Origin of the sequence: Streptomyces sp. NPDC047085 (genome assembly GCF_040643735.1) — a bacterium.
Taxonomy (GTDB): Bacteria; Actinomycetota; Actinomycetes; order Streptomycetales; family Streptomycetaceae; genus Streptomyces.
Map to the genome: position 1 here is coordinate 100,238 of NZ_JBEYUW010000016.1, position 22,736 is coordinate 122,973.

21 protein-coding genes and 1 pseudogene are annotated in these 22,736 nt (G+C 72.8%); 15 read left to right on the forward strand and 7 right to left on the reverse strand.

What is annotated here, in order from left to right:
• Positions 1-17 precede the first annotated feature (17 nt).
• Positions 18-767: a GntR family transcriptional regulator gene (locus ABZ865_RS37080; RefSeq protein ID WP_361240229.1), complete on the reverse strand. Its 750-nt coding sequence runs from the start codon at positions 765-767 to the stop codon at positions 18-20.
• A 63-nt stretch (positions 768-830) separates the two neighbouring features.
• Positions 831-2,144: a homogentisate 1,2-dioxygenase gene (gene hmgA, locus ABZ865_RS37085; protein WP_361240231.1), complete on the reverse strand. Its 1,314-nt coding sequence runs from the start codon at positions 2,142-2,144 to the stop codon at positions 831-833.
• 151 nt (positions 2,145-2,295) lie between these two features.
• On the opposite strand from hmgA, the gene ABZ865_RS37090 reads away from it, so the two are divergent.
• The 11 genes and pseudogenes from ABZ865_RS37090 to ABZ865_RS37140 all read left to right on the forward strand — a co-directional run bounded on the left by ABZ865_RS37090 (position 2,296) and on the right by ABZ865_RS37140 (position 15,534).
• Positions 2,296-2,862 carry a hypothetical protein gene (locus ABZ865_RS37090; RefSeq protein ID WP_361240233.1) on the forward strand — a complete coding sequence of 189 codons (567 nt, stop codon included), beginning with the start codon at positions 2,296-2,298 and terminating at the stop codon, positions 2,860-2,862.
• Positions 2,863-2,946: 84 nt separating this feature from the next.
• The gene (locus ABZ865_RS37095; protein WP_361240235.1) at positions 2,947-3,603 is read left to right on the forward strand and encodes a TetR/AcrR family transcriptional regulator; all 657 of its coding nucleotides are present in this window, start codon (positions 2,947-2,949) and stop codon (positions 3,601-3,603) included.
• A gap of 122 nt (positions 3,604-3,725) precedes the next feature.
• The gene (locus ABZ865_RS37100) at positions 3,726-5,957 is read left to right on the forward strand and encodes a molybdopterin oxidoreductase family protein (protein WP_361240237.1); all 2,232 of its coding nucleotides are present in this window, start codon (positions 3,726-3,728) and stop codon (positions 5,955-5,957) included.
• A gap of 123 nt (positions 5,958-6,080) precedes the next feature.
• On the forward strand, positions 6,081-7,478 hold the full coding sequence (locus ABZ865_RS37105) for a citrate:proton symporter (RefSeq protein WP_361240239.1): 1,398 nt from the start codon (positions 6,081-6,083) through the stop codon (positions 7,476-7,478).
• 48 nt (positions 7,479-7,526) lie between these two features.
• Positions 7,527-8,783 (forward strand): MFS transporter, encoded by a 1,257-nt coding sequence (locus ABZ865_RS37110; RefSeq protein WP_361240242.1) that lies wholly within the window; start codon positions 7,527-7,529, stop codon positions 8,781-8,783.
• 97 nt (positions 8,784-8,880) lie between these two features.
• Positions 8,881-9,492 (forward strand): hypothetical protein, encoded by a 612-nt coding sequence (locus tag ABZ865_RS37115; protein WP_361240244.1) that lies wholly within the window; start codon positions 8,881-8,883, stop codon positions 9,490-9,492.
• A 913-nt stretch (positions 9,493-10,405) separates the two neighbouring features.
• A pseudogene (locus ABZ865_RS37120) lies at positions 10,406-10,891 on the forward strand (class F sortase); the annotation flags it as partial.
• A 156-nt stretch (positions 10,892-11,047) separates the two neighbouring features.
• The gene (locus ABZ865_RS37125) at positions 11,048-12,388 is read left to right on the forward strand and encodes an ABC transporter ATP-binding protein (protein ID WP_361240246.1); all 1,341 of its coding nucleotides are present in this window, start codon (positions 11,048-11,050) and stop codon (positions 12,386-12,388) included.
• Positions 12,389-12,406: 18 nt separating this feature from the next.
• Positions 12,407-12,943, forward strand: coding sequence for a DUF3574 domain-containing protein (locus tag ABZ865_RS37130; protein WP_361240248.1), 537 nt, complete (start codon positions 12,407-12,409; stop codon positions 12,941-12,943).
• A gap of 104 nt (positions 12,944-13,047) precedes the next feature.
• On the forward strand, positions 13,048-14,436 hold the full coding sequence (locus tag ABZ865_RS37135) for an aldehyde dehydrogenase family protein (RefSeq protein WP_361240250.1): 1,389 nt from the start codon (positions 13,048-13,050) through the stop codon (positions 14,434-14,436).
• A 15-nt stretch (positions 14,437-14,451) separates the two neighbouring features.
• The gene (locus ABZ865_RS37140) at positions 14,452-15,534 is read left to right on the forward strand and encodes a Zn-dependent alcohol dehydrogenase (protein ID WP_361240252.1); all 1,083 of its coding nucleotides are present in this window, start codon (positions 14,452-14,454) and stop codon (positions 15,532-15,534) included.
• Between the two features lie 46 nt (positions 15,535-15,580).
• On the opposite strand, the gene ABZ865_RS37145 is transcribed toward ABZ865_RS37140, so the two are convergent.
• The 3 genes from ABZ865_RS37145 to ABZ865_RS37155 all read right to left on the reverse strand — a co-directional run bounded on the left by ABZ865_RS37145 (position 15,581) and on the right by ABZ865_RS37155 (position 18,094).
• Complete coding sequence (locus tag ABZ865_RS37145; protein WP_361240254.1) at positions 15,581-16,546, reverse strand: DMT family transporter; 966 nt, start codon at positions 16,544-16,546, stop codon at positions 15,581-15,583.
• A 115-nt stretch (positions 16,547-16,661) separates the two neighbouring features.
• Complete coding sequence (locus tag ABZ865_RS37150; protein WP_361240256.1) at positions 16,662-17,405, reverse strand: winged helix-turn-helix domain-containing protein; 744 nt, start codon at positions 17,403-17,405, stop codon at positions 16,662-16,664.
• A gap of 41 nt (positions 17,406-17,446) precedes the next feature.
• Positions 17,447-18,094, reverse strand: coding sequence for a TetR/AcrR family transcriptional regulator C-terminal domain-containing protein (locus ABZ865_RS37155; RefSeq protein WP_100825355.1), 648 nt, complete (start codon positions 18,092-18,094; stop codon positions 17,447-17,449).
• A gap of 136 nt (positions 18,095-18,230) precedes the next feature.
• Between ABZ865_RS37155 and ABZ865_RS37160 the strand changes: the two genes are divergently transcribed.
• From ABZ865_RS37160 to ABZ865_RS37170, 3 genes are all read left to right on the forward strand, one after another.
• Positions 18,231-19,382: an acyl-CoA dehydrogenase family protein gene (locus ABZ865_RS37160; RefSeq protein ID WP_361240428.1), complete on the forward strand. Its 1,152-nt coding sequence runs from the start codon at positions 18,231-18,233 to the stop codon at positions 19,380-19,382.
• A 131-nt stretch (positions 19,383-19,513) separates the two neighbouring features.
• The gene (locus ABZ865_RS37165; protein ID WP_100825353.1) at positions 19,514-19,801 is read left to right on the forward strand and encodes a YiaA/YiaB family inner membrane protein; all 288 of its coding nucleotides are present in this window, start codon (positions 19,514-19,516) and stop codon (positions 19,799-19,801) included.
• Between the two features lie 88 nt (positions 19,802-19,889).
• On the forward strand, positions 19,890-20,537 hold the full coding sequence (locus tag ABZ865_RS37170; protein WP_361240258.1) for a TetR/AcrR family transcriptional regulator: 648 nt from the start codon (positions 19,890-19,892) through the stop codon (positions 20,535-20,537).
• Between the two features lie 4 nt (positions 20,538-20,541).
• Here the strand turns inward: ABZ865_RS37170 and ABZ865_RS37175 are convergent, their stop codons facing one another.
• Entirely contained in the window at positions 20,542-21,003 is a 462-nt protein-coding gene (locus tag ABZ865_RS37175) for a MaoC family dehydratase (RefSeq protein ID WP_361240260.1), read from the reverse strand.
• A gap of 105 nt (positions 21,004-21,108) precedes the next feature.
• Between ABZ865_RS37175 and soxR the strand changes: the two genes are divergently transcribed.
• Positions 21,109-21,567: a redox-sensitive transcriptional activator SoxR gene (gene soxR / locus ABZ865_RS37180; protein WP_361240262.1), complete on the forward strand. Its 459-nt coding sequence runs from the start codon at positions 21,109-21,111 to the stop codon at positions 21,565-21,567.
• A 54-nt stretch (positions 21,568-21,621) separates the two neighbouring features.
• Here the strand turns inward: soxR and ABZ865_RS37185 are convergent, their stop codons facing one another.
• Positions 21,622-22,689 (reverse strand): RNA ligase (ATP), encoded by a 1,068-nt coding sequence (locus ABZ865_RS37185; RefSeq protein WP_361240264.1) that lies wholly within the window; start codon positions 22,687-22,689, stop codon positions 21,622-21,624.
• Positions 22,690-22,736 lie beyond the last annotated feature (47 nt).

The following is a 22,736-nucleotide window of genomic DNA, read 5'->3' on the forward strand; positions in this document are numbered from 1 at the left end:
CTGGGCGTGGGAGAGGGTCAGGTGGCGTCCAGGGTCACCGTGAAGGAGAAGCGGTCGCCGCGGTAGTGGATGACCGCCACGTCCAGCACCCGGCCCGCCGCGTCGTACGTGATGCCCGTGTAGTGCAGGATCGGGCTGAGCAGCGGCACTTGGAGCAGACGGGCGGTCTCCGGGTCGGCGAGCCGGGCCTCCACGGTGTCCGTGATGCGGCTGATGTCCGCACCCACGACGTCCCGCAGCACCTTGGTCATCGGCCAGCGGATCAGGTCCGCCGGGTCGACGCGCGCGGCCAGTTCGGGACGGACGTGGTTGACGGCGTGGTTGGTCGGCTCGCCGGTCTTCTCGTCGCCGCGCAGCCGGTGATAGGTCGCCACCTCCGTGAGATCCGGGAAGTACTCGGCGAGTTCGGCCGGCACCGGCGCACTGCCGTGGTCCAGCAGCTCGGTCGTCATGCCGGACTGCTGGGCCACGATGGCGTCCACCGAGCCCAGCAGCCGCACCGGGGCCCCGCGCCGGGCACCGGGTTCGATGAACGTCCCGCGCCGCCGGTGCCGGCTGATCAGCCCCTCGTCCTCCAGCTCCTTCAGCGCCTGCCGCATGGTCAGCACGCTGACCCCGTAGTGCTCCGCCAGCTGCTCCTCGGTGGGCAGGCGCAGCGGGTCCTGCGGCGAGCGGCCCAGGATGGAGGCGCGCAGCGACTGCGACACCTGGTACCAGAGCGGCAGCTTGCGGTTCAGGACGATCGAATCCGGAGCGAAGGAGGTCACATGGCTATCCGTACCTGTTGAAGAACGTTCAGTGCAATGGAGGTGACAGCGGGGGCAGAGCGGTCACAACGCGCGGAAGTGCCGTTCGAGGCCCTGCCACACGTCGTCGTAGCGCTGCTGGAGATGCTCCGCCCCGGCCGCCTGCGGCGTGAGGGTCACCGGCCAGCGGGTCTCGAACATGAACGCCAGGCCGTCATCGATCTTCTGCGGCCTGAGCTCCGCCGCGCTCGCCCGGTCGAAGGTCTCCCGGTCCGGGCCGTGCGCCGACATCATGTTGTGCAGCGAACCGCCGCCCGGCACGAAGCCCTCCGCCTTGGCGTCGTAGGCCCCCTCGATCAGGCCCATGTACTCGCTCATCACGTTCCGGTGGAAGTACGGCGGCCGGAACGTGTCCTCACCGACCAGCCAGCGCGGGGCGAAGACCACGAAGTCGACGCCGGCCAGGCCCGGGGTGTCCGACGGGGAGGTCAGGACCGTGAAGATGGACGGGTCCGGGTGGTCGTACGAGATGGTGCCGATCACATTGAAACGGCGCAGGTCATAGACGTACGGCACATGGTTGCCGTGCCAGGCGACCACGTCGAGGGGCGAGTGGTCGTACGTGGCCGTCCAGAGGTTGCCGCAGTACTTGTTCACCACCTCCACCGGGCCCTCCGCGTCCTCGTACGCGGCGACCGGCGCCCGGAAGTCCCGTGCGTTCGCGAGGCCGTTGGCGCCGATCGGGCCGAGGTCGGGCAGCTGGAAGGGCGCCCCATAGTTCTCGCACACATAACCACGGGCGGACTCGTCCAGCAGCTCCACACGGAAGCGCACCCCACGCGGAATCAGCGCCACATGGGCGGGTTCCACATGAAGGAGACCGAACTCGGTGTGCAGCAGCAGCCCGCCGCGCTCCGGCACGATCAGCAGCTCCCCGTCGGCGTCGCTGAACACCCGCTCCATGGAGGCGTTCGCGTGGTAGAGGTGCACGGCCATGCCGGCGCGCTGGGTCGCGTCGCCGTTGCCGCCCAGGGTCCACAGGCCCGCCAGGAAGTCCGTGCCCGCCGGCGGCTCGGGCAGCGGGTTCCAGCGCAGCCGGTTGGGGTCGGGCACCGTCTCGGTGAAGGGGGCCGTGCGGATCCCGCCGTTGTCGCTGCGGGTGAACGCCGGGTGCGCCGCCGAGGGGCGGATCCGGTACAGCCAGGAGCGCCGGTTGTGCGCCCGCGGCTCGGTGAACGCCGTACCGCTCAGCTGCTCCGCGTACAGGCCGAGCGGCGCGCGCTGCGGCGAGTTGCGGCCCTCGGGCAGGGCGCCCGGCACCGCCTCCGAGGCGTGTTCGTTGCCGAACCCGGAGAGATACGACAGTCCCTCGGCGGTCTTCCGTGCGTCCCCGCTCATGATCGCTCCCTTGCGCTCCTGATTCCTATGCATCACCGTAGGAATGAGCCGGGGCGTGCGCAAGAGGGCGACGCGTCCTCCACCCGGGGGAGGGCGAGAACCAGACTTCAGGGGGATTCGGTTGCCTGACCGTTGTTCTACCGTCGCGGGCATGTCCTTGACGTCGTGGTCGCGCAGCGCTCTCACCGCGCTCGCGGTCTGCGTCCTGCTGCCCCTCGGCGCGGCGGGCTGCGGAGGTGGAGAAGCGCACGGGCGCGGGGGCGCGATCTCGCCCTCGCCGGTCGGCAAGGTCCTCGACGACACGGACGGGACCGGCCGCCATCTGCGCGAGGTCGGCAAGCAGCACGCGCCCGAGGTCGGCATCGAGGTGACCCCGGACGAGGCCGGCGGCTGGGACGTCCTGCTGACCCTGTACCGATTCCGCTTCTCCGCCGCGGACGCGCGGCCGAAGGCGGTCGTCGGACGCGGCTTCGCCCGCCTCTTCGTGGACGGCAAGCCGGTCACCAGGCTCCGGGCGCGGGAGTACCACCTGCCCGGCCGCCTCGTCCCGCACGGCACCCACCAGGTGACCGCCCGTCTGTACGCCGACGACGGCACGGTCTGGGCCGTCCACGGCAAACCGGTCGAGAGCACCGCCGACATCACCGCCTCTGCCGCCGAAGGGGCACCGGCCGCGTCTCCCTCGGCCGGCACCGCGACGGTGACGGCCGGGCCGTGAGTGCGTAGGGCGGGCCGTGAGTGCGTAGGCCGGCTTTCTCCGTACTGGGGGGCGAGGTTCACCGGACCCCGGCGGAAAGGCATCATGAAACCCGTGCCCCACGCGACATCGCTCCGCCGTGCGCCGGTCCAGCGGCGCAGCGCCGAACGGCTGACGAGGATCCTCGACGCCTGCGCCGACCTGCTCGACGAGGTCGGCTACGACGGCCTGAGCACCCGGGCCGTCGCCCAGCGCGCGGGCGTGCCCATCGGCTCGGTCTACCGCTTCTTCGGCAACAAGCGGCAGATGGCCGACGCCCTCGCCCAGCGCAACCTGGAGCGCTACACCGAGCGCGTCACCGAGCGGCTGAAGGAGGCGCGGGGCGGCGGTGACTCCCGCTCGGACCAAGCCGCCGAGGGCCGGGCGGACTGGCGGGCCGCGATGGACGCCGTACTGGACGAGTACCTGAGCATGAAGCGCACCGCGCCCGGCTTCTGCCTCGTGGACTTCGGCAACCAGATCCCCGTCGGCGCCCGGCACGCCGAACCCAACACCCGGGTCGCGGAGCGGCTCACCACCCTGCTCTCCGGCTATCTCGGACGCACCCCCGACGAGGATCTGCGCCGCGTCTTCCTGGTCGCCGTGGAGAGCGCGGACACCCTCGTCCACCTGGCCTTCCGGATGGACCCGGACGGGGACCCGGCGATCATCGCGGAGACGCGGGAGCTGCTGCGGGCGTATCTCGGGCGCGTGCTCGACTGACTCTCCCCTCGGCGCAACCGACCGACAGAGGGCTCCCCTCCATGCCTACCGGTCGGTATGCTCACCGCCGAGCCCCTCCGCGCTCGCCCGGCACCGCCGCCGCCGACCCTTCGGGAGGAACCGTGTCCCGCACCGCCCTGCGAATCTGCCCCCTGTGCGAGGCCACCTGCGGGCTGACCCTCACCATCGAGGGCACCCGTGTCACCGGTGCCCGCGGCGACCGCGAGGACGTCTTCAGCAAGGGCTTCATCTGCCCCAAGGGCGCCTCCTTCGGCGCCGTCGACGGCGACCCCGACCGGCTGCGCACCCCCCTCGTCCGGGCGGACGGCGTGCTGCGCGAGGCCACCTGGGAGGAGGCCTTCGACGCGGTCGCCGCGGGGCTGCGCCCGGTCGTGGAGCGGTACGGCGCCGACGCCGTCGGCGTGGTCCTCGGCAACCCCAACGTGCACACCATGGCCGGCGCCCTCTACCCGCCCGTGCTGCTCGGCGCCCTGCGCACCCGGAGCGTGTTCACCGCCTCCACGGTCGACCAGATGCCCAAACACGTCTCCAGCGGGCTGCTCTTCGGCGACGCCCACGCCATCCCCGTACCGGACCTCGACCACACCGACCACCTCCTCCTGATCGGCGCCAACCCCCTGGAGTCCAACGGGAGTCTGTGCACCGCCCCCGACTTCCCCGGCAAGCTCAGGGCGCTCAAGGCCCGCGGCGGCCGGCTCACCGTCGTGGACCCGCGCCGCACCCGCACCGCGAAGCTCGCCGACCGTCACCTCGCCATCCGGCCCGGCGCCGACGCGCTGCTGCTCGCCGCGATGGCCACCGTGCTGTTCGAGGAGCACCTCGTGGACCTCGGGGACCTCACCCCGCACGTGCAGGGGCTCCCCGAACTCCGGGAAGCGCTGCGGGACTTCACCCCCGAAGCCGTCGCCGAGGCGTGCGACGTCGACTCCGGCCTCATCCGCACCCTCGCCCGCGAACTCGCCGCCGCCCCCACCGCCGCCGTCTACGCCCGCATCGGCAGCTGCACCGTCCCGCACGGCACCCTGGCCAGTTGGCTGGTCGACGTCCTCAACATCCTCACCGGCAACCTCGACCGTCCCGGCGGCGCCCTCTTCCCGCATGCCGCCACCGACAAGACGCCCCGCCCGGCCGGTCCCGGCCGTGGCTTCGCCCTCGGCCGCTGGCACTCCCGGGTACGGCGACTCCCCGAGGCCAAGGGAGAGTTGCCGCTGTCCGCGCTCGCCGAGGAGATCGACACCGCGACCGAGGAGGGCGAGCCCGTCCGCGCGCTCGTCGTGATCGCCGCCAACCCGGTGCTGTCCGCCCCGGACGGCGATCGCCTCGACAAGGCGCTGGAGTCCCTGGACTTCATGGTCAGCGTCGACCCGTACCTCAACGAGACCTCCCGGCACGCCGACGTCGTCCTGCCTCCGCCCCCGCCCGCGCAGAGCCCGCACCACGACTTCGCCTTCAACAACTTCGCCGTCCGCAACCAGGTCCGGTACACCCGCCCCGCCGTCCCCCTCGAACCCGGCCGCATGGCCGAGACCGAGATCCACGCCCGGCTGCTCCTGGCCGCCACCGGCATGCACGGCGCCGACCCGGCCGCCGTCGACGCCATGGTGATCGACCAGACCCTCGGCAAGGCCGTCCAGGAACCCCACTCCCCGGTCCACGGCCGTGACCCGCAGGAACTCGCCGCACTGCTCACCGGGGACACCGGTCCCGAGCGCCGGCTCGACATGATGCTGCGCCTCGGCCCCTACGGCGACGGCTTCGGCGCCCGGCCCGAGGGGCTGACCCTGGCCCGGCTGCTCGCCCACCCGCACGGCATCGACCTCGGCCCGCTGCGCCCGCGCCTGCCGCAGCCGCTGAAGACCGCGAGCGGCAAGGTCGAGCTGCTGCCCGGCCCCATCGCCGGCGACCTGCCCAGGCTCCGGGAGGCGATCGGCGAGCGGCCCGCCGGACTCGTCCTCGTCGGCCGCCGCCATCTGCGCTCCAACAACAGCTGGATGCACAACGTGCCCGCCCTCACCGGCGGCAGCAACCGCTGCACCCTGCACATCCACCCGGACGACGCCGAGCGGCTCGGCGTACGGGACGGGGCGGACGTACGCGTCAAGGGCGCCGGGGGCGAGGTGACCGCGCCCGCCGAGGTCACCGACGCCGTCCGGCCGGGCGTGGTGAGCCTCCCGCACGGCTGGGGCCACGACCGTCCCGGCACCCGCCTCGGCCACGCGACCGCCGCCCCCGGCGTCAACGTCAACCAGCTCCTCGACGGCAGTCTCCTCGACCCCCTGTCGGGCAACGCCGTCCTCAACGGAGTGCCCGTCGACGTCGCGGCAGCGCTGTGACCTGGACTTTCGCGCTTATTGCTCACGCGTCAACGTCTTGTTAACGCCGTTCCGACCGACCTAACGTCATCGCACCGCCGGCCCCAGGTGGGATGTTCAAGGGCGAACGTTAGGTATCCACACATGCTGACCATCCTCGGCTTCACCATGATCGCGACCTTCCTGGTCCTGATCATGCTGAAGAAGATGTCGCCGATCGCGGCGCTCGTGCTGATTCCCGCGCTGTTCTGCGTGTTCGTCGGCAAGGGCGCCGAGCTCGGCGACTACGTCATCGACGGCGTCACCGGCCTCGCCCCCACCGCGGCGATGCTCATGTTCGCGATCGTCTACTTCGGCGTGATGATCGACGTCGGCCTCTTCGACCCGGTCGTTCGCGGGATCCTGAGGTTCTGCAAGGCCGACCCGCTGCGCATCGTCGTCGGTACGGCGGTGCTCGCCGCGATCGTCTCGCTGGACGGCGACGGCTCGACCACCTTCATGATCACGGTCTCGGCGATGTACCCGCTGTACAAGCGCCTGAAGATGTCCCTGGTCGTGATGACCGGCGTGGCCGCCATGGCGAACGGCGTGATGAACACGCTGCCCTGGGGCGGCCCGACCGCCCGCGCCGCGACCGCGCTCAAGCTCGACGCGAGCGACATCTTCGTGCCGATGATCCCGGCGCTGGCCGTGGGTCTGCTGTTCGTCCTCGTCCTGGCCTACGTCCTCGGCCGCCGCGAGCGCAGGCGGCTCGGCGTGCTGACGCTGGACGAGGCGCTGGTGGAGGAGCCTGCCGAGCAGGAGACGGTGCTGGTGGGCGCCGGTGCCGGCAGCGGCACCAGGACCACCACCGGGGGCTCCGCCGGCGGCGGCCTGCCCGAGGAGCCCGAGGGCGAGGCGTTCCAGGGCCTCGACCCGAACCGCCCGACCCTGCGCCCCAGGCTGTACTGGTTCAACGCGCTGCTCACGGTTGCCCTGCTCACCGCCATGATCATGGAGTGGCTGCCGATCCCGGTGCTGTTCCTGCTCGGCGCCGCGCTCGCGCTGACCGTCAACTTCCCGCACATGCCCGACCAGAAGGCCCGTATCGCCGCCCACGCCGAGAACGTGCTCAACGTCTCCGGCATGGTCTTCGCCGCCGCCGTCTTCACCGGCGTCCTGCAGGGCACCGGCATGGTGGACCACATGGCCAAATGGCTGGTGGGCAACATCCCCGACGGCATGGGCCCGCACATGGCCCTCGTCACCGGCGTGCTGAGCATCCCGCTCACGTACTTCATGTCCAACGACGGCTTCTACTTCGGCATCCTGCCGGTGCTCGCCGAGGCGGGCCAGGCGCACGGCGTCTCCTCGCTGGAGATCGCCCGCGCCTCCCTCGTCGGCCAGCCGCTGCACATGTCCAGCCCGCTCGTCCCGGCCGTCTACGTCCTGGTCGGCATGGCCAAGGTCGAGTTCGGCGACCACACCCGGTTCGTGGTCAAGTGGGCCGCGCTGACCTCGCTGGTCGTGCTCGCCGCGGGAATCCTGTTCGGCATCATCTGAGCACCGGAGGGTTCGGCATCGTCCGAGCACGAGAGGGAGGATGTACTCATGAGGCCCGGCGGGAACCGCGGCTGGCTGCTCCGCCTCGTCATCGCCTTCGGCTTCGCGCAGGGGGCGGTGTCGATGGCCCGGCCCGCCGTGTCCTACCGGGCCCTCGCGCTGGGCGCCGACGAGCGGGCCGTCGGTGTCATCGCGGGCGTGTACGCCCTGCTCCCGCTCTTCGCCGCCGTACCGCTCGGCCGCCGCACCGACCACGGCCGCTGCGCGCCCCTGCTGCCGCTGGGCGTGGTCCTGATCTCCGGCGGCTGCGCCCTGAGCGGACTCGTCGGCTCCCTCTGGGCTATGGCCCTGTGGAGCGGCGTGATGGGGCTCGGCCACCTCTGCTTCGTGATCGGCGCCCAGTCCCTGGTGGCCCGCCAGTCCGCTCCGCACGAACAGGACCGCAACTTCGGGCACTTCACCATCGGCGCGTCCCTGGGCCAGCTCGTCGGCCCGATCGCCGCGGGCGCCCTCATCGGCGGCCCCGACATGGCGGGCAGCAGCGCCCTCGCCCTGGTCGTGGCGGGCGCGGGCGCGGCCGTCGCGCTCACCTCGCTGTGGCGCGTCGAGGACCGTACGACCGTCAACTCCCGTGCGCGCCGGGGCGATCGGGTTCCCGTCGGCGGGATCCTGCGGGCCCGGGGCGTACCCGCGGGCATGCTCATCAGCCTGTCCGTCCTCTCCGCCACCGACATCCTCACCGCGTACCTGCCCGTGGTCGGCGAGCACCGGGGCATCGCACCGGCGGTGATCGGCGTGCTGCTCAGCCTGCGCGCGGGCGCGACGATCGCCTGCCGTCTCGTCCTGACCCCGCTGCTACGACTGCTCGGCCGGCCCGCGCTGCTCACCGTGACGTGCCTCCTGGCGGCCGTGCTGTGCGCGGGGGTCGCCCTGCCGGTGCCGGTGTGGACGCTGGGCACGATGCTCACCGTCCTCGGGTTCTGCCTGGGCGTGGGGCAGCCGCTGTCGATGACGACGGTCGTCCAGGCGGCTCCCGAGGGCGCCGGCTCGACCGCCCTCGCCCTGCGCCTGACCGGCAACCGGCTCGGCCAGGTCGCCGCGCCGGCCGCGGCGGGCCTGGTCGCCGGGGTTGCGGGGGTGGCGGCGCCGTTCGTGATGCTGGGGGCGCTGCTGCTCCTGTCGTCCGGAGTGGCGCTGCGCTCACCGGGGCGGCCGGCGGCGGACGGGGAGAAGCGGGCCGGGCAGACGCGGGGCGGGGCGGGCCGGCGGGCTCGGTCGCCGTTGAGCCGGAAGGGCGATGTCTGAGGGGCGTGCGGCGCCGCTTCCGTGCCGTGCGCGGGGAAGTGAAACAGAGTCAGGTGAAACAGATTGTATGAAAATCACCTGATTCGGAGTGTGGTTGATGCCGACCCCGTCCCTGTCCCGTCGTGCCGCCGCCCTGTCGGCCCTCACCCTCGCGGGAACCGCCCTGCTCGGCGGACCGGCCGTCGCCGCGCCCGGTGACAACGGAGACGTCAAGATCCACGTGGTGGGCACGGCCGCCGCCGCCCACCTCAAGCAGCCGAAGGTGTGCCGCTTCTACCTCGACGCGTTCAACTTCGACGTCGCCCGGGGGATCCACTGGACGATCGAACCGCAGCCCGCGCGGGTCGGCGGCACCACGCTCTCCGGCGCCCTGCGGCTCACCGCCGGTGTGGGCACCACCGCGGTTCTGCTGCTGCCCGACGGCCAGTACAAGCTGACCTGGACCGTCGACGGCGGCAACGGCGCGGGCAAGTACAAGGTCTTCAAGGTCGACTGCCCGAACACGCCGAGTGGCGGCCCCAGTGGCGCACCCGGCGACCCGCGCGACGGCGGGCACCGCGGCCCGAACGGCGGCCCGCCCGCCGGTGGCGGCGGCCTGGCCCGCAGCGAGGCCTTCACCCCGGTCGCCGGCGCCGCCACCGTGGGTCTGGCCGCCGTCGGCGGAGCGGTCTGGTTCCGCCTCCGCCGCCGCCCGCATGGCGCGGCGTAACCAACACCGCAGGCCTTCCACGACGGGTCCGGGCGGGCCGGGTGACACCGCCTGGCCCGTCGGGGGAGTGGTTCGGGTCCGAGGGGCGGCACCTGTGCGTGGGGCGGGTCCGGTTCGTGAGGTGGCATCCGTGCGTGAGGTGGCTTCCGTGCGTGGGGCGGTGTCCGGGCGTGAGGTGGCATCCGTGCGTGGGACAGGGCCTGTGCGTGGGGCGGTTCGCGTGCGGGGCGCCGCTCCTCGGCGTGCCGATGATGCCGATGGCGCCGCTCTCCCTGAGCGTGGCACGGCTCCCGGTCGCACCGCAGTGGCCAGTGGGCCTGCCGGCGGCGTGCGTGGTGCCGCTCCTGGTCGTGCCGCCATTGCCCGTCACTCCGTCGCCTCGAGCAGGCGGAGCGGCCCGGCCATGCGGCCGTGGTACCGGACACGCGTCTTCCGGCTGGCCCGGACCGTCGCCCTGAGCGTCGTGCTGCTGGTCGGCGGCGTTCGGTGCGTGGGCGGCGGGGGTGGTCCGGCCGAGGACCAGGGCGACCCCGGCGCCACCGACATCCGCGTGGACGCCCGCGGCGGGCAACAGCCGCCCGAAGCCGGCCGTACGAGCCCGCCCCCGTCAGGGCGGCCCTCCCCGGTGGGCCAGGGGCCGGCGCGGCAGGCGAGCCCGGCACAGGCGACGTCCACCCCCACCGCACGAGCCACCCCTGCCGCACGCACCACTCCGACCGCACGAGCCACCCCCGCCCCACGCGCCACCCGCGCCCAAGGCCCCAGCCGCACCCCGGCACCCAGCCACTCCCGGGCACCCAGCCACTCCCCGACACCTGCCCCCACCCCCACCCCGACCCCCACCAACACCCCTGCTGCCAAGCCCCATCCCCGCCCCGACCCCCATCCCCGCCCGCGCCCCCTTCCCCTCTCCCTCCCCCCGTCCCGCGCCACCGCCCTCGCCATCCCCTACCTCGGGGTCGACGCCCCGGTCATGGGGCTCCGGCTCGACGCCGACCACCGGATGACCGCCCCTCCGGACGACGACCCGAAGCTGGTGGGCTGGTACCAGGACGGCCCAACCCCCGGGGAGCAGGGCACCGCCGTCGCGGTGGGGCACCTGGACACGGACACCAGGCCGGCCGTCTTCGCGGGTCTGTCCCAGCTGGCCCCCGGGCACCGGATCGAGGTGCGGCGCGCGGACGGCCGTACCGCCGTCTACACCGTGGACACGGTCCGCACCTTCGAGAAGTCGCACTTCCCCGACCGCGAGGTCTACGGCGACCGGGGCCGCCCCGAACTGCGCCTCATCACCTGCGGCGGCACCTACCACCGCCGGACCGGTTACGCCGGCAACGTGGTCGTCTTCGCCCACCTCACGAGCGTGCGGGCGCCGGGCGCGAAGCCCGGCGGCCATTGAGCCGCCCCGCCCCACCGCGGCCGGCGTCGTCACGTGTCTTCCCCACCCCGGGCACATTCCGTTAACTTCCGTGACCCACAGGCCCCGTACGACCCGCACGGGGCCTTCGGACCCACGGAGCGGCCGCGCTCCGGACAGCCCCCGGGGGCGACAGTCATGACACGCGCCATCTCGCTGCACGACGTGAGCAAGTCCTACGCGCGGGGCCCCCGCGTGGTGGAACACCTCTCGCTGGACATCGCGCCCGGCGAGTTCCTGGTCCTGCTGGGCCCGTCCGGCTGCGGAAAGTCCACCGTGCTGCGGATGATCGCGGGGCTGGAGGACATCGACGAGGGCGAACTGCACCTGGACGGCGAGTACGCCAACGACTGGCAGCCGTCGGATCGGGACATCGCGATGGTCTTCCAGAACTTCGCCCTGTACCCGAGCATGACCAGCCGCGACAACATCGGCTTCCCGCTGCGCATCGAGGCCCCCGGCGCCGACCCCCGCCCACGAGTGGACGCCACCGCCCGCATGCTCGGCATCGAGGACCTGCTCGACCGCTTTCCCGGCCAGCTCTCCGGCGGTGAACGTCAGCGGGTGGCCATGGGCCGGGCGATCGCCCGCCACCCGTCCGCGTTCCTGATGGACGAGCCGCTGTCCAACCTCGACGCCAAGCTCCGCAACCATCTACGGGCCGAGATATCCCAGCTGACCCGGGAGTTGGGCGTCACCACGGTGTACGTCACCCACGACCAGGCCGAGGCCATGTCCCTCGGGGACCGGGTCGCCGTGCTGCGCGGCGGGGTGCTCCAGCAGGTCGGCGCCCCGCGTGAGGTGTACGCGCTGCCCCGCAACGTCTTCGTCGCCGCCTTCATCGGCACCCCGCGCATCAACCTGCTGCGCGGCCTGGTCCGCGCCCCGCTGGACGGCGCCATGACCATCAGCCTCGGCAAGCAGTACCTGCGGCTGCCCGAACCCCTCTCCCTGGACCACCAGTTGCTCCGTGTGCAGCAGGGCTGCGAGGTGATCATGGGGCTGCGCTCGGAGGCGGTGCGCATCGCCAAGCACAGCGCGGCCCGGCCCGGCGAGGTGCCGCTGACCGGGCTGGTGGAGCACGTGGAGTTCCAGGGGCACGAGACCCTCGTCCACTTCAACACCGGTTCCCGGCCCGCCGTCGTACCCGAACTGGAGGCCCCGCGCCCGGCAGCCCGGCCCGCGCGCCGGCGCCGCCGGGAGGCGCCGGGCGTGCTGGACCGGCTGCGGGAGCGGGCCGGGGCGCTGCGCGCCGGGCCGGTGGTGGTGCTGGACCGCCCGGCCGACGACCGGCCCGATCCGGCGCCGCCGGAGGGCCGGCTCCCCGGCGACCTGGTCGTCCGGACCACCCCCGACATCCGGCTGCACCACGGCATGCAGGTGCCCCTCCTCGTCGACCTCGCCCACCTGTTCGTCTTCGACCAGCACGGCGACCGCATCTGCCCGTCCCCGGCGCGGCTTCCGGACCTGGACGAGTGAGCCCACTAGGGATGGGGCATGCGCCATCACCTCACCCCCACCCGGATCGCCCTCACGGCGGCCGGTCTGCTGCTGGCCGCCGCCCCCACCGCGTACGCCACCCTCGCCGCGCCCGCGCACACCCCCGCGCACACGCTCGCCCCGGCCGACTCCGCGCACGCGCTCGCCCCGGCTCACTCGGCGCACACGCGCGCCACCGCCGACTCCTCCGCACACCGGCGCGGAGAGCCGTACATCGAGACCCGGCTGTTCTTCGGCACCGCGCGCCCGGACGGCGGCCCGGCCGTCACCGACCGGCAGTTCATGGCGTTCGTCGACCGGGAGGTGACGCCGGACTTCCCGGACGGGCTCACCGTGCAGAGCGGGCGCGGGCAGTGGCGGGACGCGAGCGGCACGATCGAGAAGGAGCGGTCGTACGAGCTGATCCTGCTGTATCCGGAGGGGCGGGCCGAGGCGAGCGACCGGAGCATCGAGGAGATCCGGCGGGCCTACGAGAAGGTATTCGGCCAGGAGTCCGTGGGCAGGGTGGACGAAAGGGCGCAGGTCGACTTCTGATATTCCGGGGGACGACGTCCGGTGACGCAGGGCCCTGTGGCGCATAAAAACTATCGCCGCTAGTTTGTGTGCCGGACGACGGAGACCCGCCGGGAGGAAGCACCATGAAGGCACATGACGGCCTCTACATCGACGGCGCCTGGCGCCCCGCCGAGAGCCAGGACGTGATCGAGGTCGTGAACCCGGCCGACGAGCAGGTCATCGGCCGGGTCCCGGCCGGCGGCGCCCTGGACGTCGACACCGCCGTACGCGCCGCGCGCGCCGCCCTCCCGGCCTGGGCGGCCACGCCCCCGGCCGAGCGGGCCGCCCGCCTGGCCGCGCTGCGGGACGTCCTGGCGGCCCGCAAGGACGAGATCGCCGAGACGGTCACCGCCGAACTGGGCGCCCCGCTCGCGTTCGCGCAGACCGTGCACGTCGGCCTGCCGATCGCGGTCGCCGGCTCGTACGCCGAGCTGGCCGCCGGCCACTCCTTCGAGGAGAAGGTCGGCAACTCCACCGTGCTGCACGAGCCCGTCGGCGTCGTCGGCGCGATCACCCCCTGGAACTACCCGCTCCACCAGATCGTCGCCAAGGTCGCCCCGGCGCTCGCCGCGGGCTGCACGATCGTCCTCAAGCCGGCCGAGGACACCCCGCTCACCGCCCAGCTCTTCGCCGAGGCGGTCCACGAGGCGGACGTACCGGCCGGTGTGTTCAACCTGGTCACCGGCCTCGGTCCGGTCGCCGGCCAGGCCCTCGCCGAGCACCCGGGCGTCGACCTGGTCTCCTTCACCGGCTCCACGGCGGTCGGCCGGCAGATCGGCGCGGTGGCCGGCGCGGCCGTGAAGCGGGTCGCCCTCGAACTCGGCGGCAAGTCCGCCAACGTCATCCTGCCCGGCGCCGACCTCGCCAAGGCCGTGGGCGTCGGCGTGGCCAACGTGATGTCCAACTCCGGTCAGACGTGCAGCGCCTGGACCCGGATGCTGGTCCACACCGACCAGTACGACGAGGCCGTCGAGCTGGCCGCCGCCGCGGCCGCCAAGTACGGCGACCGCATCGGCCCGGTCGTGAACGCCAAGCAGCGGGCCAGGGTGCGCGGTTACATCGAGCAGGGCATCGCCGAGGGCGCCCGCCTGGTCGCCGGCGGACCCGAATCCCCGCACGAGCGCGGCTACTTCGTCAGCCCGACCGTCTTCGCCGACGTCACCCCCGAGATGACCATCGCCCAGGAGGAGATCTTCGGCCCGGTCCTCACCGTCCTGCGCTACGACGACAAGGACGACGCCCTGCGCATCGCCAACGGCACGGTGTACGGCCTCGCCGGCGCCGTCTGGGCCGCCGACGAGGCCGAGGCGGTCGCCTTCGCCCGCCGCATGGACACCGGCCAGGTCGACATCAACGGCGGCCGGTTCAACCCCCTCGCCCCCTTCGGCGGCTACAAGCAGTCCGGGGTCGGCCGGGAACTCGGCGCGCACGGGCTCGCCGAGTACCTCCAGACCAAGTCCCTCCAGTTCTAAGGAAGTCCGCGAGTCATGGCCGTACGAGCCGCCGTCCTGCCCGCCGTCGGCGCGCAGTTGGAGATCACCGACATCGAGCTGCCCGACCCCGGTCCCGGACAGGTCCGGGTCCGCCTCGCCGCCGCCGGGGTCTGCCACTCCGACCTGTCCCTGTCCAACGGCACCATGCGGGTGCCGGTCCCGGCGGTCCTCGGCCACGAGGGCGCCGGCACGGTGGTCGCCGTGGGGGAGGGCGTCACCCACGTCTCCCCGGGCGACCCCGTGGTCCTCAACTGGGCGCCGTCCTGCGGCAGCTGCCACGCCTGCACGCTCGGCGAGGTCTGGCTGTGCGCCAACGCGATGAACGGCGCCGCCGACGTCTACGCCCGCACCGCCGACGGCACCGACCTCCACCCCGGCCTGAACGTCGCCGCGTTCGCCGAGGAGACCGTGGTCTCCGCGTCCTGCGTGCTGCCCCTGCCGGACGGGGTGCCGCTGGTGGACGCCGCCCTCCTCGGCTGCGCCGTGCTCACCGGCTACGGCGCCGTCCACCACTCGGCCCGGGTCCAGCCCGGCGAGACGGTCGCCGTGTTCGGCGTCGGCGGCGTGGGCCTGGCCACCCTCCAGTCGGCGCGCATCGCGGGAGCGTCCCGCGTCATCGCGGTCGACATCTCCCCGGAGAAGGAGGAACTGGCCCGGGCGGCCGGCGCCACCGACTATGTCGTCGCCTCCGAGAACACCCCCCGCGAGATCCGCACCCTCACCGGCAAGCAGGGCGTCGACGTCTCCGTGGAGTGCGTCGGCCGCGCGGTCACCATCCGCGCCGCCTGGGAGTCCACCCGCCGGGGCGGCCGTACGACCGTCGTCGGCATCGGCGGCAAGGACCAGGAGGTCACCTTCAACGCCCTGGAGCTCTTCCACTGGGGCCGCACCCTCTCCGGCTGCGTCTACGGCAACACCGACCCCGCCCGCGACCTGCCGGTCCTCGCCGAGCACGTACGACAGGGCCGCCTGGACCTCTCGACCCTGGTCACCGACCGCATCACCCTGAAGGAGATCCCGGCCGCCTTCGACAACATGCTCGCGGGCAAGGGAGGCCGCGCGCTGGTGATCTTCTAGCCGCACTTCCCGGCCCACGCGCAATGCGCCGGCGGACAGGGCGCGTTCAGCGCCCCGGCCCGGTCTCCGAAGCCCCTTCGGACAGCGGCTGCGGAGTGACCTCCGCCGCGGTTACCACCGCTCGCGCGTGCGGCCGGGTCCGGGTCCGGGACACGGCCACGCCGGCCAGACACAGCACACCACCCGCCAGCGTGAGCAGCCCCGGCACCTCACCGAGCACCAGCCACGACATCAGCACGACCAGCGCCGGTACGGCGTACGTCGTCGCCCCCATCCGGCTGGCGGTGGTGCGTGCCAGCGCATAGGCCCAGGTGGTGAAGGCGAGCGCGGTCGGGAAGACGCCCAGGTACACCATGTCGAGGGTCGCCGACACGGGTGCGTGCGCCGCGTCCGTGACCAGTTGCCCGGCGAACGGCAGACACACCACCGCGCCGACGAGACACCCGAAGGTGGTCACCTGCAGGGCGCTCGCCCGCCCGAGAGCGGGCTTCTGCGCCACGACCCCGGCCGCGTACGCCATCGCCGCGAGCAGACACAGCACCACCCCGAGCACCGAGGACCCGCCCCCGGACGACATCGACAGCCCCACGGTCACCGCACCGGCGAACGACACCCCCATCCCCGCCAGCAGCCGGGGCGGCATCGCATCACCGAGCAGCCGGGCCCCGAGCAGGGCGATCAGCAGCGGGCCGACGTTCACGACGAGGGCGGCGGTACCGGCGTCCACCTGCTGCTCGCCCCAGTTCAGCGCAACCATGTAGAACCCGAACCACAGCACCCCGGACAACCCGATGCCCCGCCAGGCGCTGCGCGGAGGCCACCCCTCCCGCCGTACGACACAGAGGGCACCCAGCGCGACGGCCCCCGCGAGCAGCCGCCCGAGCGCGAGCGCCCCAGGCGAGTAGGCGTCCCCGGCACTCCGGATCGCCACGAAGGCGGACGCCCACAGCACGACGGTGACGACGGCGGCAGCGGTCGCGAGCAGGTGAGGGCGGTGCGCATCGGTCTTCATCACGTCTCCCGAGGCTAGGAAGCGGCTGAGGTTCCGGCTGGCGGAAATCGGACGGAGTCTCTTGCGGGCCGGTGCTGCTGCCAGGGGTGGGGGTCGCCCCCACCCCTGGCCGGACTCAGGACAACCGCTCCGTCTCGATGCCCAGCAACTCGAACAGCGCGCGCTCGCCCGACGAAGTCACCTTCACGGCTCGCTCGGAGCCGATGCGGACGCACCACCCCGTGTCCAGCGCATACCGGCACAGCGCGGCGCCCGCCGTGCCCGCGAGGTGCGGCCGGCGCTCGGTCCAGTCGAGGCAGGCGCGGGCCAGTGGACGCCGGGTGGACCGGTCGAGGGCGATACCCACCGCGCCGAACCACTCCAGCCCCGCGTCCGTCAGCGCGAACCCGGTGTCCTGCCGCAGCAGGCCCCGCGAGGTCAGCGCGTCGGTGACCGCGATCCCGAGCCGGCCGGCCAGGTGGTCGTAGCAGGTGCGGCCTCGGGCCATCGCGGAACGGGCGCTCGCCTCCCGCAGCGTGCGGCCCTGCTGCCGTATCCCCGCCCCGGGCACGCCCACCTGCACCTGCGCCGCCAGATCCTCGACCAGCTGGGCCACCCGCGCGTCGGCCAGCCGCACGTACCGGTGCCGTCCCTGCCGCTCCTGCGCGAGCAGCCCGCCCGCGACCAGCTTGCCCAGATGCTCGCTCAGCGTGGACGGGGCGACCCCGGCGAGCCGGGCCAGCTCACCGGCGGTCCAGGCGCGCCCGTCGAGGAGGGCCAGCAGACATGCGGCCCGGGTCTCGTCGGCGATGAGCGCGGCGAGCGAGGCGAGGCCGGCGGCCTGGGAGTCCTGGGAGCGCTGGAAGTCCTTGGCGGTCATGCACCCCAGCATGCGTCACGGACACTTCGGCCATGGCCGAACTATCGCTGCACGCCCTGCCGCACCTGCTCGTACTGCTGCGCCAGCCCGTCCAGCAGTGCCGTCAGCCCGGCCTCGAAGGCCCGCTCGTCGATCTTCTCCTGCTGCTCGGCGAGCAGATGCGCCTGCCCGAGGTGGGGATAGTCGGCGGGGTCGTACGCGCTCGCGTCGTCCACGAAGCCCCCGGCGAAGGAGCCGAGCGCGGAGCCCATGATGAAGTACCGCATCAGCGCGCCGATGGAGGTCGCCTGCGCCGGCGGCCAGCCCGCCTCGACCATCGCGCCGTACACCGCGTCGGCCAGCCGCAGCGCGGCCGGGCGGCGGCCGGGACCGCGCGCCAGGACCGGGACGATGTTCGGGTGGTCGCGCAGGGCGGCCCGGTAGGAGACCGCCCAGTCGTGCAGCGCGGTCCGCCAGTCCCGGCCGTCCTCGAACATCGACAGGTCCACCAGCCCGCTCACCGAGTCCGCGACCGCCTCAAGGATCTCGTCCTTGGTGCGGAAGTGGTTGTAGAGCGAGGGCCCGCTCACCCCCAGTTCGGCGGCGAGCCGCCGGGTGGAGACGGCCGCCAGGCCCTCCGCGTCCACGAGTTCCCGGGCCGTCTCGACGATCCGGTCGGTGCTGAGGAGGGGCTTGCGTGGTCGGGCCATGGCGCACATAGTAGGGCTGCGAGCAGAAACTAGCAGTGCTAATTTAAATGTACGGCTTTCAAGATCCGTCGGCCGTATACGACTCGTATGTCCTGTAAGTCTCGTCTGTCTCTGTCTGGTGTGGGGTGATCGCGTGGTGAACCTGGAGCTGAGCGAGGAGCAGGCCGCCGTACGGCGGCTCGCCCGTGACTTCGTGGAGCGCGAGATCGCCCCCCACGTGATCGCCTGGGACCGCGCCGAGGAGGTCGACCGGGGCATCGTGAAGAAGCTCGGCGAGGTCGGCTTCCTGGGCCTGACCATCGACGAGGAGTACGGTGGCTCGGGCGGCGACCACCTCGCGTACTGCCTGGTCACCGAGGAGCTGGGGCGCGGCGACTCCTCGGTCCGCGGCATCGTCTCCGTGTCCCTCGGGCTGGTCGCCAAGTCGATCGCGGCCTGGGGGAGCGAGGAGCAGAAGAGGCGCTGGCTGCCCGGGCTGACCGCCGGCGAGTACGTCGGCTGCTTCGGGCTCACCGAGCCGGGCACCGGCTCCGACGCGGGCAACCTCACCACTCGCGCGGTGCGCGACGGCGACGACTACGTGCTGAGCGGCACCAAGATGTTCATCACGAACGGCACCTGGGCCGACGTCGTCCTCCTCTTCGCCCGCTCCACGGACGCCCCCGGCCACAAGGGCGTCTCCGCCTTCCTCGTGCCCACCGACACCCCCGGCCTGACCCGCCGCACCATCCACGGCAAGCTCGGCCTGCGCGGCCAGGCCACCGCCGAACTGGTGCTGGAGGACGTCCGGGTGCCCGCCTCGGCCCTGGTCGGCGAGGAGGGCAAGGGCTTCTCGGTCGCCATGTCCGCCCTGGCCAAGGGCCGGATGTCGGTCGCCGCGGGCTGCGTCGGCATAGCTCAGGCCGCCCTGGACGCGGCCGTGCGGTACGCCGGTGAGCGCGAGCAGTTCGGCAAGTCGATCGCCCAGCACCAGCTGGTGCAGGAGCTGATCAGCGACATCGCCGTCGACGTGGACGCGGCCCGGCTGCTGACCTGGCGGGTCGCCGACCTGATCGACCGGGGACAGCCGTTCGCGGTCGAGTCCTCCAAGGCCAAGCTGTTCGCCTCCGAGGCGGCCGTGCGCGCCGCCAACAACGCCCTCCAGGTCTTCGGCGGCTACGGCTACATCGACGAGTACCCGGTCGGCAAACTCCTGCGTGACGCCCGCGTGATGACCCTCTACGAAGGCACCAGCCAGATTCAGAAGCTGCTCATCGGGCGGGCGCTGACGGGAGTTTCGGCGTTCTGAGCACGCGCCCGGCCTTCTGGGCGCGCGTCCGGCGTCCGGCTTTCTGAGTACACGTCCGCGTCCGGTTTCTGAGTACGCGTCTGAGTACGCCGGCGGATGTGCCGGGGACGCTGCCGGGCGAGGCTTGTCCCATGAGTGACACACCGGTCAAGCAGCAGAGTACGGCCGCGTTCTACGGGCAGGCCGTCGCCTCCTTCGCCGTCGCCATGTCGGCGACCGCCGTCGGCATCTACCAGCTGGACACCAACGCCTGGGTCCGCGCCTTCCTGGCGATCGCGGTCCTGTACCTTGTCACCTCCGCCTTCACCCTGGCCAAGGTCATCCGGGACCGACAGGAGGCGGGGCAGATCGTGAGCCGGGTCGACCAGGCGCGGCTGGAGAAGCTCCTCGCCGAGCACGACCCCTTCGAGAAGCTCTGAGCAGGCCGGATCCGAGCGGGTGCTCTAAGCGGCCGCTCACCTTCGGCGGTATGGTGGTGCTCCTGTCACCGAGAGGGGCGAGCGAGCGATGAGTACGGCGGAGGAGACGACCGGCGGCGAGGCCGAGCCGTGGGACGAGGTCACCCCTGACGCGGCGCGGCGGCTGCTCGTCGCCGCCGTGGAGGCCTTCGCCGAGCGCGGCTACCACGCGACGACCACCCGCGACATCGCGGGCCGCGCCGGCATGAGCCCGGCCGCGCTCTACATCCACTACAAGACCAAGGAAGAGCTGCTCCACCGGATCAGCCGGATCGGCCACGACAAGGCCCTGGACATCCTGCGCACCGCGGCCGGGCGCGAGGGCACGGCCGCGGAGCGGCTCGCCGACGCCGTCAGCTCCTTCGTCCGCTGGCACGCCGGGCGGCGCACCACGGCGCGCGTCGTCCAGTACGAACTGGACGCGCTCGGCCCGGAGGCCCGCGCCGAGATCGTCGCGCTGCGCCGCCAGGTGGACGCCGAGGTGCGCGGCATCGTCGAGGACGGCGTGGCCTCGGGCGAGTTCGACGTGCTGGACGTGCAGGGCACCACGCTGGCCGTGCTGTCGCTGTGCATCGACGTGGCCCGCTGGTTCAACGTGGACGGCCCCTACACCCCCGAGGAGGTCGGCGCGCTCTACGCCGACCTCGTGCTGCGGATGGTGGGCGCCGGCAAGGCGTCCCAGGCGTCGCAGGGGTAGTGGCTCAGAGGTAGTACCGGGAGACCGACTCCGCCACGCACACCGGCTTGTCGCCGCCCTCGCGCTCCACCGTGAAGGCGATGGTCACCTGGATGCCGCCCGGGACGTCCTCGACGCCGGTGATCTTCCCGGTGGCGCGCAGGCGGGAGCCGACGGGGACGGGGGAGGGGAAGCGGACCTTGTTCGTCCCGTAGTTGACGCCCATCTTCACGCCCTCGACGTTGATCAGCTGCGGGCCGAAGAGCGGGAGCAGCGAGAGCGTGAGATAGCCGTGGGCGATGGTGGTCTTGAACGGGCCCGCCGCGGCCTTCTCCGGATCCACGTGGATCCACTGGTGGTCCCCGGTGGCGTCGGCGAACAGGTCGATCCGCTTCTGGTCGACCTCCAGCCAGTCGGTGTGGCCCAGCTGCTCGCCCACGGCGGCCTTCAGCTCGTCGGGGGAGGTGAAGGTCCTCGGTTCTGCCATGATCCCGGCCTCTCGCTCGCGTGTCTAAGCAACTGCTTAGCATGGTCGGGTACGGGGGCGATGTCAACGGATGGGGGGCCGTCCGGGGTCGGTAGGCTTGGAGGGGTGCCCCAGATTCCCGAGAAGATCCACGAGCTGACCGTCGGCCAGTTGTCCGCGCGCAGCGGCGCCGCCGTCTCCGCGCTGCACTTCTACGAGGCGAAGGGCCTGATCACCAGCCGCCGCACCGCCGGCAACCAACGTCGCTACACCCGCGACACGCTCCGCCGCGTCGCCTTCGTCCGCGCGGCCCAGCGGGTGGGCATCCCCCTGGCCACGATCCGCGAGGCCCTCGCGCAACTCCCCGAGGAGCGGACGCCGACCCGCGAGGACTGGGCCCGCCTGTCGGAGGCGTGGCGCTCGGAACTCGACGACCGCATCAAGCAGCTCAACCGCCTCCGCGACCACCTCACGGACTGCATCGGCTGCGGCTGCCTGTCCCTGGACACGTGCGTGCTGTCCAACCCGGACGACGTCTTCGGCGAGCGCCGGGCCGGCTCCCGCCTCATGGCGGAGGGCCGCTGACGGCGGAGCCGGGCCGCTGCCCGGCCCGGCCCCGGCGCCGGGCAGCCGGCGACCCTACTCGTACTCGGTTCCGCCCTTGCGCGTCAGGTACGCGGGGCTGACCGCCTTGGCGATGGCCCGGCCCCCGGTCACGGGGCTGTACCGCTCGACGACGGGCCGTATCACCACGCCCTCCCGGAGATGCAGACCCTTCCCCGACACCGTCTCCCGGCCGCTCGCCAACTCCAGCACCCGCTCGATGTCGTACGGCCCGGAGAACAGCCGAGGCACCAACGGCAGCTCGCCGTCCAGCACTTCGGCCGGGTCCAGCCACCGCACCGCGCCGTCCAGCTCCGCGGAGACGTCGAACGCGGCGTAGCCGAGCGTGTCCCGTCGGCCGTCGGCGCCGTAGGTCAGGTCCTGGACGCCGGCGCCGTAGACCTCCCCGAAGATGCCGACCCGCGTGGCGCCGAGCCGCTCGCAGAGCCGCGCCGCGGCCTCGGCGACCCCGTGTCCCCGCACGGCCCGCCAGTACAGGTTCCGCGAATCCTCCGTCAGCGCCAAGGACTTCGCCCCGAAGCCCTTGGAGGACACGTACACTCGCCCCTCGTCGGCGACATACGTCAGCAGGCAGGCCGAACCGTGCAGCTTCTCCGTCAGGACGACCGGCTCGCCCGGGGTGAAGACGTCCGGATAGCGCTGGATGTTCTCGATGTCGACCCAGGGCAGCAGATCCGGCGCCGACTCGACGTCCCCGCTCATTGTCGGCGGGATCGGCGGCACCCACTTGGTGATGCCCAGCCGCTCCGCGAAGTCCGTGCCCTGCGCCGCCGCCCGCGCCAGGTCGACGTCCGCCAGCGCCCGCGGCCGGCACACGATGCCCTGCGACAGCTCACCCCGCAGCCGTACCGCCTTCACCCGGTTCGCCTCACCGCCCGCCAGTCGCCCGGTCAGCCCCAGCTCCTCGATCAGCCCGGCCGGGAGCACGGACTGCTCGGGGATGTACACGGCGGCCTCGCCGGTGCGGTACGCGCCCTTGGCGACGACCGCCCGGTACAGGCCCACCTGGGCCAGTTCCAGCGCATCGGCGTTCGGATGCTCGTGCACGGTCAGCACTTCGGCGGTGACGCGCAGCGTCGACATGGAGACTCCTCGGAATGCCGGGTGTGGGTGTGTCAGCTCGGTTTCAT